The 16,599-nt window shown below is 42.2% G+C and carries 8 protein-coding genes; 1 reads left to right on the plus strand and 7 read right to left on the minus strand.

Annotated features, from left to right (window positions below; genetic code table 11):
• The 6 genes from AC58P7_RS19650 to AC58P7_RS19675 form a co-directional block, all read right to left on the minus strand.
• The gene (locus AC58P7_RS19650; protein ID WP_497345804.1) at positions 1–1,746 is read right to left on the minus strand and encodes a type 2 periplasmic-binding domain-containing protein; all 1,746 of its coding nucleotides are present in this window, start codon (positions 1,744–1,746) and stop codon (positions 1–3) included.
• A gap of 79 nt (positions 1,747–1,825) precedes the next feature.
• The gene (locus AC58P7_RS19655; protein WP_497345806.1) at positions 1,826–2,710 is read right to left on the minus strand and encodes a carbohydrate ABC transporter permease; all 885 of its coding nucleotides are present in this window, start codon (positions 2,708–2,710) and stop codon (positions 1,826–1,828) included.
• 17 nt (positions 2,711–2,727) lie between these two features.
• A complete protein-coding gene (locus tag AC58P7_RS19660; protein WP_497345808.1) occupies positions 2,728–3,657 on the minus strand; it encodes an ABC transporter permease subunit in 930 nt (309 codons plus the stop codon).
• Between the two features lie 312 nt (positions 3,658–3,969).
• The gene (locus tag AC58P7_RS19665) at positions 3,970–8,736 is read right to left on the minus strand and encodes a X2-like carbohydrate binding domain-containing protein (protein WP_497345810.1); all 4,767 of its coding nucleotides are present in this window, start codon (positions 8,734–8,736) and stop codon (positions 3,970–3,972) included.
• A gap of 540 nt (positions 8,737–9,276) precedes the next feature.
• Complete coding sequence (locus AC58P7_RS19670; protein WP_497345812.1) at positions 9,277–11,517, minus strand: GH92 family glycosyl hydrolase; 2,241 nt, start codon at positions 11,515–11,517, stop codon at positions 9,277–9,279.
• A gap of 272 nt (positions 11,518–11,789) precedes the next feature.
• On the minus strand, positions 11,790–12,215 hold the full coding sequence (locus tag AC58P7_RS19675) for a tautomerase family protein (protein ID WP_497345814.1): 426 nt from the start codon (positions 12,213–12,215) through the stop codon (positions 11,790–11,792).
• A 124-nt stretch (positions 12,216–12,339) separates the two neighbouring features.
• On the opposite strand from AC58P7_RS19675, the gene AC58P7_RS19680 reads away from it, so the two are divergent.
• Positions 12,340–12,924 (plus strand): TetR/AcrR family transcriptional regulator, encoded by a 585-nt coding sequence (locus AC58P7_RS19680; RefSeq protein ID WP_497345816.1) that lies wholly within the window; start codon positions 12,340–12,342, stop codon positions 12,922–12,924.
• A gap of 809 nt (positions 12,925–13,733) precedes the next feature.
• On the opposite strand, the gene AC58P7_RS19685 is transcribed toward AC58P7_RS19680, so the two are convergent.
• Positions 13,734–16,109: a glycoside hydrolase family 95 protein gene (locus tag AC58P7_RS19685; RefSeq protein WP_497345818.1), complete on the minus strand. Its 2,376-nt coding sequence runs from the start codon at positions 16,107–16,109 to the stop codon at positions 13,734–13,736.
• Positions 16,110–16,599 lie beyond the last annotated feature (490 nt).

The following is a 16,599-nucleotide window of genomic DNA, read 5'->3' on the forward strand; positions in this document are numbered from 1 at the left end:
TTATTTCGTGCCGGAAATGAGTTGTTTATAACTCGCTAAACCTTCTTCATATGACTTTTTCCAGAAGGCATCTGCATCAGGAAGCCCTGCTGTATTCACAAGCTCAGTGATTCGCTCCTTTTCTTTCTGGAAGGCAGCGTCATCTTGCGCCATAATGGCTTTTGGGATTTCTTTTATAAGGATTTGCTCAATATTATTCTCAATTTTAATGAGTTTATCATCGCCTTGCGGTTGGAGAGCAGGAAGAGCAGGAATGTAAGCAGAACTTAAGCTTTTCGCTTTTCCGGATTCAACAAGTTTGTTCCACGCATCTCCTGGGAACGTACCACCATAATATTCACTGTACTCTTTATCTAACGGGGTTAACTTCGTTTTGAAGTATTTCTCGCTAAAACTGAGGTCTAAGTACGAACCATCTGGCATCACGTAGCTTCCACCGAGTCCGGCAAACTTACCGTACAAACCGATACCAGTGTTCACCGAGAAGTTTGAATCTTCATTCTTGGCTTTAATCGACGCGTCAGTAAACTCCGGTTTTCCATTCTCTACGTTCCAGTCTTTTCCTTTAACTCCATCGAGGAGTAGACGTGTACCTTCTGGGGAATAGAAGTAGTCAAGGAAAGCGATAATTTTCTCTGGGTTTTTTGCATTTTTTGAAATAACAATCCATGGATCGTTTTGGCCTACAATGGATTGCAGACTCAAAGCTTGTGATGTAGCGCCATTTACCACTTGAGCAACAAAACCTTTGTCTGATTGACCTTTGGCTTTAAAATAGGCATTTGCACCGTCTAACTCCCAGCCCATATGAATAGTGAGCAATTGACCTGCTTTCAGCTTTGCTTGGTAATCTGCATATTTTTGTGTAAAGGCTTCTTTATCAAGAATTCCAGCACGGAATGCTTTGTTATAGAACGAAACGCCTCTCCAGAATGGTCCGTCTGCACCGTAGCGGTATACATATGATCCGTCTGGCTTCGTTGTAGTATTTCTCGTTGATTCCGTCCACCCTTCGGCATAAATGAATGGAACATAATAAGGCCAAAGTCCCCAATCCGACCAACCAGATAATCCGTATACTTTCTTACCTTCGTCCGTCTTAGGGTGTTTATTCAATTGTTCGGCGATCATTGGAATAATGTCATCATACGAGTTAAGTTTTGGATAACCTGCTTCTTTATAGTAATCCCAGCGTGTATACCAACCAATCCAAGGTGAGTAGTTAGTATACGGCTTCGCATCAGGAGTAATGCTATTCGGAAGGAAATAATAATTTCCGTCTTTATTACCTAAACGAGAGTTAATCACATCAAGCGCGTTTTTATATTTCGAGATATTTGGCGCTTTGGCGAGCAAATCTTTTAGAGGCAATGCCAACTTGCCATCAAGTGCAACTTGGGCGAGTTCCGGTGGTAAAACCATAATGTCCGGAAGGTCTCCACCTGCTAGCATCACTTTGATTTTATCCCGATCCATGCTCATAATATCCATGGTTACGCCGGTCTTCTCTTTAATCGCATCTGCTACTGCGTTTTTTTGGACACCAGGAGTGCCGTTGAACTGCTGGTCCCAGCTGATGGACAAAGTAGTGTTCTTACCTGATGCTGTTGATGAGCTTGCTGACTCGCTTGGTGATGCACTTGCCGGAGTATTAGTGCTGTTACTGTTTCCTTCACTACAAGCCGTTAATCCTAAAGCGGAACAAAGACTTAGTGCGAGTAGGGAAGTTTTTAATTTTTTCTTCATTTTCATGAACCCTCCTTAAAATTTTTATATCTATATACAGTCCTTTGGGAGAGGACGGCATATACGCAATGGAATGGGTTTAACCTTTAATTGCTCCTAGCATGATGCCTTCAACGAAATAACGCTGCATGAACGGATAAACTAACAGGATTGGGAATGTTACGATCATTGTCGTACTCATCTTAATGCTTTCCGGTGTCATTTTAATGCTTTGTGCGTTTTTGGTTATGCTAGATGGGTCCATATTTGTGAAGGAACTCGCTGAACTTAGGAATTCGTACAAAGTAAGCTGCAACGTTTTTAAGTTAGCGCTATGCACGAGAAAATAGTTGTCAATCCATGTGTTCCATTGTTCTACAGACGCAAAGATTGCAACTGTCGCGACAATAGGCTTACAGAGTGGAAAGATCACTTTCCAAAAAACCGTCCAGTACCCTGCTCCATCGATCATTGCCGACTCCTCTAAGGGACTAGGAAGCTGTTCAATATAAGTTTTAATTAAAATTACATAAAATCCTGATACTGCTGTCGGTAACACGTATAGAAGGAAATTGTTATCTAAATGCAACATCTTCATTGTGATATACCATGGAATAAGACCGGCATTGATATAGAGTGTAACAACTAAGAGCCTATAGACGAACTTTCGAAACAACATTTTATCTTTTGTTAACAAGTACGAAAAGAAGCTACAACAGATGACCGTAAGTAACGTACCGATTACTGTGCGTGCTATTGAGATAAAAAATGAGTTTCTAATAGATGGGAGCGACAAAATATTTTTGTACGTCTCTAGTTTAAAACCTGCAGGTAAAATGAATACACCTTGTACGACTTTAGCGGGATCACTTATGGAATAGATAAAAATGTAATAGAATGGATAGATACACAAGAAAACAAATAAGGTTAATATTAAGTAGTTGACGACGTCAAACGTCCTGCTGCCTAAATGTAGCGTTCGCATTGTTATTACCTCCCTGCCTAAATTATATTTTGTCCTCGGACGCGTTTGGAGACAACATTCACGGCGAACAATAGCACAACACTCACTATCGTTTTGAACATGCCGACTGCCGTTGCGTATGGATAATCGCCGACCTTGATCCCGGAACGGTAAACGTAGTAGTCGAGCACTTCTATTTTGCCTGCGACGAGTGGATTATAAAATACGAAATACTGATCAAAGGAGCTTGAGAGCATACTACTGATGCTTAACAAGAGCAAAACTAGGAATGTTGGCATTACGCCAGGAACTGTAATATGCCAAATCATGCGGAATCGGTTTGCTCCATCCACCTTTGCTGCGTCGTATAGTTCGCCGTCAATACCAGCGATCGCAGCTATATAAATAATGGAGCTCCAGCCAAGACTTTTCCAAACGTTAATCCCTGCCTGAAAATACCAGGTAATTCTTTCGTTCCCAATTGGATCCAAGGTGTGATTCACACCTAATTTCGCTAACAAGGAATTGACAAGGCCTTCGTTTGAAAATATCGCAAATGCTACAGAGAAAACCAGCACCCAGCTGATAAAATTCGGCAAAGTCGAAAACGTCTGGACAAATTTCTTGTACTTCTTGGATCGAATCTCATTTAGCATAATTGCAAATACGATTGCCAGCGGGGATAATAAAATGTTTAAAAAATTCATCGCCAGTGTGTTGATAAGCGCATTTCTTAAATCTGCAGAGGAATTGAAAATTTCCTTGAAATGCTCAAACCCCACGAAAGGCGTCATGGATAATGGAATGCCTGGTTTGTAATCAAAAAAGGCATATATCCATCCGTAAACCGGAAAATAATCAAAAAGCAGCAAACATACGATAAATGGCGTAGAGAATAGAAATAATGACATGCCATCCTTACCGATCCATCTTTTATTTGCTTTTACTGCAACAGGTTTGTTAATCATATCCGGCAACCCCCTTTCTGTGTTTTGTAATTAGATTTTATAACTTTCAACGATTAAACAGAATGAAGCTTATTCTCACTTCTAGGACTTTTCTACGATCTTACCTAAAGAGATGAAGATATCCATTGCTTACGAACGATTAGGCAGGATTTTTTTCCGCGGAATAGGATTATTTGGTTGAAACTTGTCTTTTCTCTGCCTCCCATTGTCGATGAGAGCAAAGCAATATAACAATCGGGCCTCCCACATCCATGTGAGAGGCCCGTCGTAGGGATTCTTTTGGAAAATTACAAGGGAAAATAAAACACCTTGCTATTTTTTCACTTGTTCGCCATTGTCTGTTTTCGACTCAAAATCGTGATCGACAGAGGCTTCTAGAATATCATTAAACGCCCAGTGACTGTTAGGGACGTCTTTCCAAGGTGAAATCTCAATTCCATAAAGTGGACCTCTATCCAGCGCTCGATTGATGATTGTAACAGCTTCTGCTCTGGTGAGTGAATTATTAGGTTGGAATGTACCATCCTGGTAGCCCTTCATGAATCCGGCTCCATGAGCAAGTTTAATAACCTGCTCTGCCCAGTTTCCATCAGTATCCGAGAAGCCTGCCCCTGGTTGTGTTGACTCTGGTGCCAACTTGGATGCAACCACTGCTATCTCCGCACGTGTAATCGATTGTTCCGGCTTGAAAGTTCCATCCTCATAGCCACTCATTAAGCCCATAGTGGTAACTTTTTCAATGGCATTAGATGCCCAATGCGAGGATTTGACATCTTGATAGGCAATTTTTTCAGATTTACTATCAAGCGAAATGACACGTGACAGAATTGATGCCATTTCTGCGCGTGTAATCTGATTATTCGGCTTAAACAAGTCTCCCGAATAACCTTGGATGTAAGCAGCATGCTCTTCTGCATTTACTGCACCTTCCGCATTGACAATTGCAAATGTACTAAATTTGTTCACTGTAAATTGAATTCCCTTGCCCTTTCCAAAAGATACAATTTCGCCCTTCACAAATTGTAAAGTACCGTCGCTATGTTCAATATAGATACCAAGTTGCTTCAAATCGTTTTCGTTAACGTTTTCATCTTGCAAAGGAAGTACAAGTGTAACATCCTGGTTTTGTAGATTCGTATCAATCTTAATTGGACGACCGATAACCTTCACCTTTTCTCCTTCAGTTGAGGTTATAACAACAGTTGACTGATTTGCACGCCCTTCGACTTGATCTTTTTGTCCGACATCTTTAACCGGAATGAGATTAAAATACAAATCGTTAGTCAGACCCTGTAGCGAAGTATTAGGAATAACTATTTTCGCTCCGACCGTTTCAATACTCATGTCCATCTTTTTATCAGCCAGAAGCTTTACGGATTCCTTAGACAAGGTAACATTCGTCTGTGAAACCTCGTCTTTCTCATCCGGAATGATAATTGACGCTCGTTTAACACCATCTGCAAGCAGCTTGTCGATGTAGTTTTTCGCTACATCCTCCGTAAACTTCAATTCATCTGTTTTCTTACCATCTGCCTGTTTAGTGCGTTTGATATCAATTTTTACTGTGCTCGGGTCGCCCCCGGATGAAATGATTTCAGTAGTTGTCGATGGTGTACCACCACCACCACCTACCGAGCCGTTACTTGAGCTATTTGCTACTGTATACTTCAGACCGTCTAACAACATAAGATTTCCTGATTTATTAACTACCTTGAGACTGTGTGTGCCAGAAGGCAATTTAGAAACAGAGTATACCGTATGCTGCGCGCTCTGGATTTCACTATATGCGCTCACTGTCTTCACAAGCGCACCATCGAGATAAATATCCATTTCACTTTGCTCGGGGCCATTTGGCATTATGAAATCGATGCCTGTTCCGTTGAACGTATAGGTAAAGTAATCCCCGTTCGTATTCGTATCATGAATGTCTTCCATGTAATCTCCACTGAAGTTAAACTTCAAGGTGGTTGTACCCGTTGGCTCTGCTGCTAAATACTCTTTCTTAATCGTTAACGCATTACCTGTTACCGTGTAGTCAGTTCCAATGCTCAGTGCCTGAGTACCATTAAAAATACCTGTAAGGTTGGCAATATTACCAACTACGTTAATCGTGATATCAGCTGGTATTGATTTATTAAAATCCGCTTCTGAAATATCGATAAGATCCACCATTTGAACTTTAAGCGAATCGAGCAGCATAAAATCACCCGATTTTTTGACGGCCTTCAAAGTATGTTGACCACTAGTCAGTCCAGTAGCGCTAAATACAACTTGTTGGACTTTATTCTTTACATCTCCGTAAGTATCAACTGTTTTAATAAAGTTACCATCGATATAGATGTCTACTAAACCTTGACCCCTGTCAAGCTCCGTAATGTATTGGATCCCAGTACCCTTGAAGGTATATTCGAAATAATCCCCGTTTGTGTTGGTGTATTGGACATCGTCCATATAATCCCCTAATGATCGGCCGCCATTGCGATACCACCCACCCTTATACGTTATCTTAGCCGAGTCATTGTTAACCATCATTGTTCTGCCTGAAGATGACGAATTGATAATTTGAATAGATAGCGTTTGGTTCGCTCCCGCGTTGAAGACAAAAGTGAGGTTTGTTTCACCAACAGGTTGATTAGCTAGATAGGTCTTACTGATTGATACGACGTTTCCTGAAACTGAATAATTAGTACCTTCCACTAACGTAGTACTACCATTCTTAATCGACGTTAGTGTATTACCGTTCAAGGTAAGGCTGGTATTCACATTTGCTTGCTTTGTCAATTTCTTGTCAAAGGTAACATTTAGCGGATTGATCGTGCTAGCTGGTGTGCCAGAGATAGTAACTGAGAAGGTTTCAGAGTCGCCACCAGCAAATCCGAAGTTTAGTTTAATTTCCCCTATTGAATGGTTGGCAAGGTATTCTTTTTTAATTGTCACATCGTTGCCAGAAACGGTGAAATCGGTATTTCTTACGAGTGTGGTTGAACCATTTTTGATATCTGTCAACGAACTGGAACCATTAGGAAGTGTAACTTTTACATCAAATGGATTGTCTTTATTAAAGTTACCTGATGTCTGTTCAAGCAGAGAATCGGCCGTCACCTTGAAAGCATCGACGATAAAATACCTGCCTCCTGATTTTACACCTTTTAATGTATGCTGACCTTGAGGCAAGTCTGAAATGCTATATACCAGATACTGCCCGTTGTTGCTGATATTTTCATCAATAGAGCTAACTTGCTGAACTTGTTGTCCATCGACATATATATCAATGTCGCTTCCGCCTTTATCTTGCTCTGTCAAGTATTCGATACCGGTACCGGTAAACGTTAACTGGAACTCAGCAGATTGCTGCTCGGTAAAATGAACATCGTTCATATAATTATGGAAGCTATCCGATCTACCCGAGTTATGATTCCAATCCCCTGTATAAGTAATGGTCGGATCCGTATCGTTCAAATATACGGAATGGGATACTGTGTTGTCAGAATTAATAGTAGAGACAGTATTATCCGAAACCACTGAGCTGCTGTCAGAGTTGGTGCTGGTGTTCGGAACACTGTTGACTTGCTGTGCAGAATCGTTAATCACTACCGACAAGTCTTGTGTATCATGTAACTGCTCCTTACCACCGTTCCTAGCCCAGTTTCCTGTATATCGCACGCCGGTGTCATCGTCATTTACGCTGTTCGTACCATTTATTGTCGATACTTTAAACAATCGTGAAGCGTGAGGCTCTAAATAAATGGGCTCCAAGCCATTTTGGAACGTACCGAGCTCAGTATGGCTCCACAAGTCACGGACTGAGGCGTTGCCATTTAGACCAATATCACTCCATTTGACTCCAATACTCGCTGCCTTGCTACCCAGATTGAACAATGCAACTGTGTATGTACCGTCGCCATTGTTTGCATACCAAACCTGCTGCGGTTTATCTGTGGACATTGGATGGATCGGGCGCCCTGCCTGATTTACCGCAATGACCTCTTTATTTGTCAGCAATTGAAGACCATAATCGTCCAGATTCGTCAGATTGTCACCTGTGAAGAGTTGAGCTGAAGAAGCTGCCCAAAATGTCATTGCTGTTTGGCGCTCGTCTTTGGTCAATCCGGATGTTGCCCCGTTTCCAATATTCAGGGAATCGAAATCATTCCAACCACCAGGACCAGCATCACGCCACCAAAGAGCTGCATCAGGGAATAATCGGGCAATATTATTCCATTCGGTCATTCCGACTGCAGGATTGTATGATTCCACATCCCAATTAACTCGCCAACCATTGGCATACTTTTTCCAAAAGTCAATATAGTTATGGTCAAGTGCCCAGGACAATTCAAACCAGATATTATGTTTTTTCAGTGCTTTTGACCAAGCAACTACGTCATCACGCGCGTCAATTGATGTATCGTTGTGGCCAGATCCAGGGGTTACACTGTCGAATTTGACGAAATCAATTCCCCATTCCCCAAACAAGTCAGCAATGGAATCGATATACTTTTGAGCGCACGGATTCGAGAAATCCATTTTATATCCGATATCCCAATAATCAGACTTCCTGAGCGGCTTTGCTGCGATATCCTGCATACGGCAGTCTTCTGTTCCATAAATCTTCAAATTTTGCTCGTAAGCATACTTCGATAATCCCGGAATCATATAGACTCCGATTTTTTGTCCATTGTTGTGCACATAATCAATTAAGTTCTGGAATCCACTTGGATATAACGTTGTGCTTGGAACAGGCCTTCCGTATTCATCCATACTGCCATTCCAGCCTGCGTCGATGTTAATATAATTATAACCATATGCTTGCAGTTTCTCATGCATAGCATCAGATATAGCTTTGAGCTTTGTCTCTGACGTCCAGTTCCCCGGACCGTCATATACTTGCAAACTATAACTACTCCAACCCATATAAGGCTTTTGGGCCGAACCATTGTCAGCTGCTTCTGCAACATCTCTTGTCGGTGAAATATAACCAAACTGCGCAAAAACCAATGCAACTAGCACAAGGGTCTGCCAGGTTCTTCTCATTAGGATCTTCAACTCTGTTACATCTCCTTTTTGTACGAATGAAGGCATTCGTGTCTTCCCCGTGTTCTTTAGACGGATTGACCATCTAATTACTCGAATGTCCTTAGGGGATCCTCCAGCATGTTAGTGCTGGTTTACTACGATCGATATGCTTACCATTCGTTTTATTAAACCTACGCTCGATATCGGATTCTCTATTGCTGTACACTAGGTTAACTTGTTAAATACTCACTTAGCTTTATTCGACTATTAACACCTCCTATGGGTACGCTTACAAAATTGCTTTTAAAAAAATGAATAACCTTTCTTCCGATTAGAATATAAATATTAGATTCTATCATCTCCTTTAATATTAGAATTTAAATAAATTTTAAAGAAATGCATGGGATTAAGGAATGGAATTTGTTATGACTTCTGGTAGAATTCCACGATTACTGTTTGTTTCTCATACTATTAGAAAAGCCCATGAAAGAAACATTCATGGACTTCCCGTTATTAAGGATTTGAGAGTCATTCTTTTTGTTGATCCCCAAACTTTGTTTGAACTTATTTACCATACTAATCCCGCATAAAACAGACAATTAATGATCAAGGAGCAGGAGGCATGTTTCGAATTCCAAATTCCAAATCTGGACTTTGACTTAATGAAAACCGCAAAACGCCACCCCAGGTCAGTTCTTCCCAAGTTACCCATAATCGGTCCAAAGTGATCCCATTTAACTCTACTGCACTAATGTAGTGATGTGTGTCAGGATCTTTATCCGTCTCAATAACTAAAGTATTGTCAAGCTTGCAAGAATGCCAGCGTCTGTCGAGTTGAATCGTAGATCTTTGATACAATGGTGTGTTAAGCGTAAAAACCGGTTCTCCCGGACAGGTTTGGTGTAGACCAAGAGAAGTCAAGATGAACCATGCAGACATTTGCCCGACATCTTCATTTCCGCAATAACCAAATGGGCCCGTTCGATAAGCTTCAGTTTGAATTCTTCTCACCCAATATTGGGTTCTCCATGGTTGACCTGCATAAATAAAGAGATGCGACACGTGATGGCAAGGTTCGTTGGAATGGTTATAGTCATCATTCCAAAGGGCTGTTAAGTCGGCACCTTCAAACAACAGTTCGAGCTCGGCTAGGAATCGTTGAGTCCCCATCAATTTTATTAACCCATAGATATCATGTGGTACGAACCAATGTTGTTGAAACACATTACTTTCAACGCATCCGCGTTCATCGTATTTTCCACTTAACTCCATCCAATTGCAATTTTCATCTTTTCTTCTCATCCATCCTGATTGAGAGTCGTATAAATTCAGGTAACCAGAAGCCCTTTCTGAAAATTCTTCTGCAACAATCCGGTCGCCAACTGCATCTGCAAATTTCGAAATGCACCAATCGGCAAAAACATTTTCCAGTGTCAGCGAAATTTGGCCCGGAACATAACCAAGCCGGTTCATCTCTTCTGCTCCCAATCTGGTTGAGTTCAAACCTCTCGCCGTCCTGAGAGAAAGTTTGTATGCTTTATCCCAGTCATAACCACGAATTCCCTTCAAAAAGGCATCTGTCATGACGACTACACCTGGATCACCGATCATGCAGCCGGTTTCCGTTCCTAGGAGCTCCCAACGCGGAAACGTTTTACCGGAATCGTTAGCGATATAAAGCAGTGTATTCATTTGATCGTTTACAACGTCTGGTCTAATCAAGGTCAGTAATGGAAATTGACTTCGAAATACATCCCAGCCGCTAAAGATGGTTCGATACTGGAAGTCGTCGCTTTTCTTGTGTGGTTGCTTGTCTGCACCGAAATACCAGCCGTTGCGATCACATGCTTCCCGAGGGTCCAATAATGTTCGATATAAAGAAGAATAAAAAATTTCTTTTTTTACGCTAGATTCCTCTTCGATCCGCATGCAAGACAATGCTTTATCCCAAGCTTCTTGACTAAATTTCTTTACTACATCAAATTCCCAGTGCGAAAGTTCCGTATTGAGGTTTTCCTTTGCTCCTTCAATACTTACATAGGAAATTCCCGCCTTGAATAGGATTGGCTGCTTGCCGACAGTAGTGTATCGGGCGTAAAATCCTAGATCCTCTTCCTGATTCTCAGTAATTTGTCCCAGGTCTTCGCCTTTATTCCACAACCCGAAAGAGTTCCACTTTTTATTAAACTTGCCGTAAAAATAAAGCGTGTAATTAACATTTCCTTCTCCATGTCCAAACCCGCCACCTTCCGGTGGACAATGAATCCAGCCTTCAATTGTATCTTTCCCAGTTACCTTAATATATTGTTTGGTAGACCTTCCAGCAATTCTTCTTGCTAAATCAATTTGAATCTGACCCTCATCAGTTTCAAGAAATGTAAAACGAAGTATACCCGCACGATGTGTAGCTGTCATTTCAGCACGAATATTATAATCATCAAGTGTCACGGCGTAATAACCTGCTTGCGTGACTTCGGATGTATGATCATAGCGTGATTTCCAGCCTGGTTTATCAGTTTGATACAAATCATGTCTATTGCTGCCGCTATGGAATCTTATCTCTCCAGTTGTAGGCATGACTTGTAAATTCCCCAAATCGCCATACCATCCTATTCCACTCAAATGGTTGAAACTAAAACCTTCAATTGTTTCGTGGTGATAGCTATAACCCGGTCCGTTATCCCCACCGGTAATGGTATCAGGGCTGAGTTGTACCATGCCGAATGGCATAACAGCACCAGGATAGGTTTTTCCCCCTCCATGAATGTTCGCAGACTCTACATCTGCCACACAACCGGTAATCGTATTTACATATTTGGAATAGCTTTCGTTATGATTAGTAGTCAAAACAGTTGACCTCCGTCTGTTGAAGTTAGGTTAGAATATTATACAATTTAACATCGATTTTTCTAAAATAACATGCAAAAAATTAAGTTAAGTGGGACTTTTTATGGTTTTTTGATTCATTCCTTCATTATCATCCCTATAAACGTTTTCCTACCATTTGTCATACATAAACTACAAATGTTAAGTTACCGCTTTACTACCCTAATCTCATAAAATTTTGAGCAACGAAAAAAGACGTTGCAAGATTGCAACGTCTTTTTTCGTTTGTCCAGTTACGATTTCGGGCTAAGCAATGCAGCAAATTCCTCCCGACCAAATGCTGTGCCCGCAATGCCCCAACCTCCTTCGGCCGCCTCCGAGAGCAATACCCAAGTTCTTTGTGTCAACGTGGCATCATTTGCAATTCTCGCTACAATGTCTGTCGCGTCTTTTACGAGTTGTTTTTGTCCCTCCCGGTTGAGACTGTTCGGAGGAGTGATCACTTGAATACGCACAGTTCGTGCTCGATCAGTTGCTGCAGTATGCACCAATGAAGGATCCAAACGGTGAATGTAAACACCTGTATTATTCAGATGTAGGGGGCTAGGGTTAACTACGCCCTCGGCACGGAGCAACGCAGCGCTAAGTTCCTCAGCAAGTTGTCGGTCAGTACCGACTGGAAAAAGATCAGAAGCAACATAAACATCAATCATTGGCATATAAAATTCCTCCCTTATTTTTCACAATAAACAGACAGACAAGTCTGTATGTTTATAGTATATACTAGCTAGGCAGATATGCAAGTACCTTGCACTAGACAGACTTGTTTGGTACGATCAGAACATGGAAAAGAAAACAGAATCGTCAAAAATAAAGCCACCTTCTGCTAAGGAAAGATTATTAAATTCTGCAAGTGAACTTTTTTATAAAGAAGGTATTCACACGGTCGGCATTGACAGAGTTATTGATCATGCTGGTGTAGCAAAGGCAACACTTTACAGCGCATATGGAAGCAAAGAAGCACTGATTAGTGCTTACCTGTTACGGAGGCTTGATTTCTGGAGAAATAACATCCATAGTAGATTAGCCTTATACAATACACCTAAGGAGAAAATTTTAGGAATCTTCGACATGCTTAACGAATTGGTGGTTCATCCTGAATTTCGAGGTTGCTCCTTTATGAACGCCCGAGCTGAGGGAATCCCAAACCCCTACGTTGAAGAAGCCTCCGATGCGTACCGGAACTCAGTGCGAAATTTGTTTATTGAGCTTGTTCAATCGTCTGGTGCCGATCGTCCCGAGATTCTTGCGACGCAATTAATCCTCCTTTATGATGGAGTGATTGTTGCAGCTCGAATGGATCGAAACCATAATGCCGCTGTAATCGCTCGAGATACTGCCGAAAAACTACTGAGCGCTGCTATCTAACTGTAGTGTTCGCTTATTTATCCATACAAAGAAAGTGCCGTTTCCTAATTACCGGCAGCCGAGGGAAAGCTGATCGTATTAAACCTTTACTTGCTTTTGGATTTTTTTTACAGAAATATTGCTTTGTTTTTTACCTTAATTAGTTATAAATTTATTAGGAATTGTATGTCAAATTAACCTATCTAGTCTATTTCAAAGATCCCCTATTTTACCACGACGACACCTCCTTGTATCGGACACCGCAAATATATATGTTCTTGTCAAGAATCTGCAATGGATATATGTTCTTGTCCCCGGTGTAAGACAAGAACATATATCCATTGAACAAAGAAGCCGCGCAGCACGCGGATCCTTTAGCATATTTCTTCTTGTCATACCACAATTTCCAACAGGGATTTCCTTCTCCATTGCAAAATAAAATATTCCTTCAAGTATTTTTCCAGACAATCTTAGTGACTTATTTGCTGCTGAGCTGACTACTCTAATCTATTAAATTCGTTCATACTTTAAAAGATAAGAACATATATTCTTTTCGGTTAATCACGAGGCTGCCGCTCATTTCCGCAGCAACTTCGTGATGTATTCAACTCCATACTCCGTTAGTTCAATAACTATATCAAACTCATTTCCCAAGATTACCACAGCTTTTAACAAGAAGGTAAGCTTGATCAACGGACTATGTGACGATTTTCGAAGCTGCGTAATCTTTGGCTTATCTAAGACCTTGGCCAGCCCAGACTGACATGGCCGAAGTGACCCACAGTTATCCACTTCCATTCCCGACCTACTTCACAGGGACGATCACTATCTTAGAATAGAAGAGAATATTTTTGGTTTCTTGTCATATCAATGGATACGAATCCTCGAATGGATTCTATCATTCGTTCTGCTTTACCTGGTTCGCATAGCGTCAAAGATTCGGCTGATTGAAGGATAAATCTATTATCATGCCAACAAAGTACATCGACTTGATGCACTCTACCCTTATCCCATGCAACACTTACCTCAAACCCTCCACGAACGCGAATGCCGGTTATTGAGCCTTTAGGCCAGGACGAAGGCAGCGCAGGTATCAACTCGACATAACTTTGGTGAGATTGAACAAGCATCTCGGCTACCCCAGCAGTATAGCTGAAATTACCGTCAATCTGAAACGGCGGATGAGCGCCAAGCAGATTCGGATATAAACCGCCTCCAATATAACCCTCGCCTTGCACTTTTACAATTTTAAATAACTGGCGCATGAGTTCTATCGCTCTTTCTCCCTCTTTCAAACGAGCCCAAAGACAAATTTTCCAACCGAGGCTCCAACCGGTACCCTCATCCCCCCTTCGGTTTAAGGTTTGCCGGACGGCATCCAACAAATGTCCCTCCGTGATTTGCTTTCCAGGATACACGCCATATAGATGAGATACGTGACGATGATTCCGCTCTCCATCTTCATAATCCATAAGCCATTCTTGCAATTGGCCGTATTTACCGATTTGCAAGGGGTGGAGACGTTCCCTGGCTTCCCGTACCTTATGAATCCATTCCTCCTCGGTGCGTAGGATCGCTGCTGCCTCCATGCAATTACTGAATAAATCCCAAATGATTTGCAGATCCATGGTTGCGGCTTGGGTTACAGTTCCCATTTGTCCGTCTCTCGAAAAAAAGCAATGCTCCGGTGACGTAGAAGGCGATGTGATGAGGTAGCCTTGCTTATCCTCGATGAGCCATTCCAGACAAAATAGCGCTGCACCTCTCATAATGGGGAAAGCCGTCTCAGCGAGAAATTCTTGATCCATCGTATAGGCGTAATGCTCCCACAAATGCCGGCATAACCAGGGTCCAGACATCGGCCAGAAAGCCCAAACTGGAAAGCCGTGTCGATCTCCTCCTACCGGGTCCGCATGTCTCCATATATCTGTATTATGATGGCTAGACCATCCTTGGATCCCATACCGCTCGTTCACCATCGCTCCACCGGTAATAGATAGCTCCTGAATCGCCTGCAACAGGGGCTGATGGCATTCGGATAAATTCGTTACTTCCGCAAGCCAATAGTTCATTTGCGTATTGATATTAAGCGTATAATTGGATGACCATGGTGGACGGGTAGAATCATTCCATATCCCTTGCAAATTAGCCGGCTGCGTTCCTTCGCGGGATGATGCAATGAGTAAATATCGGCCGTATTGAAATAATAGCTCGGCCAATTCCGGATCTTCGGAACCGTAGATCCGAACTCGCTCATCCGTGTCCAACTCCGGCTTATACGATTTTTCGAAGTCTAATAGAAAGCGTACACGATGATACAGATTCTGATAATCGCGGATATGTGCTTCTTTTAATTGTTCGTATTTCAGGCACATGGCGGTGGATAGAATGATCTTATTCGTGCTCGCCAAATCGTCCATATCATTTCTGGGCATACTGTCGAATCCCTTGAAGGACGTGGCAACGGAGAAATATATGACCGCTGTCGTTGCCTGCTTAACCGAAAGCGATCCCTTCTGCCATTCCGCTTCTCCATCTTGAACTGCCGCGCTCAATCGACCTTCGAAATGGATGGCTTTCGTGTTCCCAAACTCTCCATAAACGATTGGTTGCTCATCCTCATGGAAATAATTCGGCGCACAATATTCGGGACATATCCCCTGCATGACAAGTTGATCTTCGCTGACTGGATTTTCTCTTACCTTCAGTTGACTATTCAATTCAGCCCTGAAGTTCAATTGTCCCGGTAAGGAGCTGGTCAGCCTGACTACCATCACTTGATGCGGATAAGAGACGAACGCTTCACGCGTGTACTCCACTTTTCCGATCCTATATTTCACCGTGGATATCGCATTCTCAATATCCAATGTCCGTTCATAACGCTGAGCTTCGTTACCGTGCAAAAATCGAATAATAAGATCCCCAAGCGGCATATAAGCCTGCGTATAGGGGCCGAACATATTTTTTGCTGCCTCTGTTGCTTCTTCATATCGCTCTTCCTGAATGAACGTCCTTACGGTTCTCAAGGATTCCCGGTCGTCGTATTTCTCCTGGCGATGCGGCGGTCCGGACCAAAGGGTGTCTTCGTTGAGCTGAAACCTCTCCGTTTCCTCACCGCCGAAATGCATCACGCCCATTCTGCCATTCCCCAAAGGTAGAGCCTCGGTCCAGTGGCCGGCGGGTTTTCTATAGAATAATCTATTCAATCAATTATCTCCCCTTTGCTTAGGTGCGCTTCCGCTCTGTTCTTGGAGCTGCACTTCCGGTACCTGCTTTGGCGGCTTTCTTCCGCCCAATGTTTTGATTATCTTCCCATGTTATAACCGATAAACCGCTGAAACTCGCCTCTTTCAATGCCCTTCATCGAATCGCCAGAAGAGGTATCTGCCGATTTCTTTAAAACGGTCCAAAACATTTTCGTCCAACAAGCCTTTCTTATTCGGAGCCCCCCAGTCGTGTAACTGAGGCGAGGCTGCATAGCGTCTTTGATTGCACCGCCGAGATCCAGCCGTTTCCGCTGTACGTCTGCATGTTGTGCTGCTCCAGCCTATTAGCGGCTTATGGGCAGGTCAAAAAATTAGAGACGCTTACAAATAAGTTGTTGAAAACTGCCAATATACGCCCCATCCTAATTTGATTCAACCTTTAAATCATCTTCAACCATCTCCTTTATTTTTAGAATTCACAAACAAATTC

Source organism: Paenibacillus sp. J22FR5 (assembly GCF_059691975.1).

What these genes read in the sequence shown, in the direction of transcription:
- AC58P7_RS19650 (WP_497345804.1), bottom strand. Translation starts at nt 1,746, where the DNA reads ATGAAGAAAAAATTAAAAACTTCCCTACTCGCACTAAGTCTTTGTTCC.
- AC58P7_RS19655 (WP_497345806.1), bottom strand. Translation starts at nt 2,710, where the DNA reads ATGCGAACGCTACATTTAGGCAGCAGGACGTTTGACGTCGTCAACTAC.
- AC58P7_RS19675 (WP_497345814.1), bottom strand. Translation starts at nt 12,215, where the DNA reads ATGCCAATGATTGATGTTTATGTTGCTTCTGATCTTTTTCCAGTCGGT.
- AC58P7_RS19660 (WP_497345808.1), bottom strand. Translation starts at nt 3,657, where the DNA reads ATGATTAACAAACCTGTTGCAGTAAAAGCAAATAAAAGATGGATCGGT.
- AC58P7_RS19665 (WP_497345810.1), bottom strand. Translation starts at nt 8,736, where the DNA reads ATGCCTTCATTCGTACAAAAAGGAGATGTAACAGAGTTGAAGATCCTA.
- AC58P7_RS19680 (WP_497345816.1), top strand. Translation starts at nt 12,340, where the DNA reads ATGGAAAAGAAAACAGAATCGTCAAAAATAAAGCCACCTTCTGCTAAG.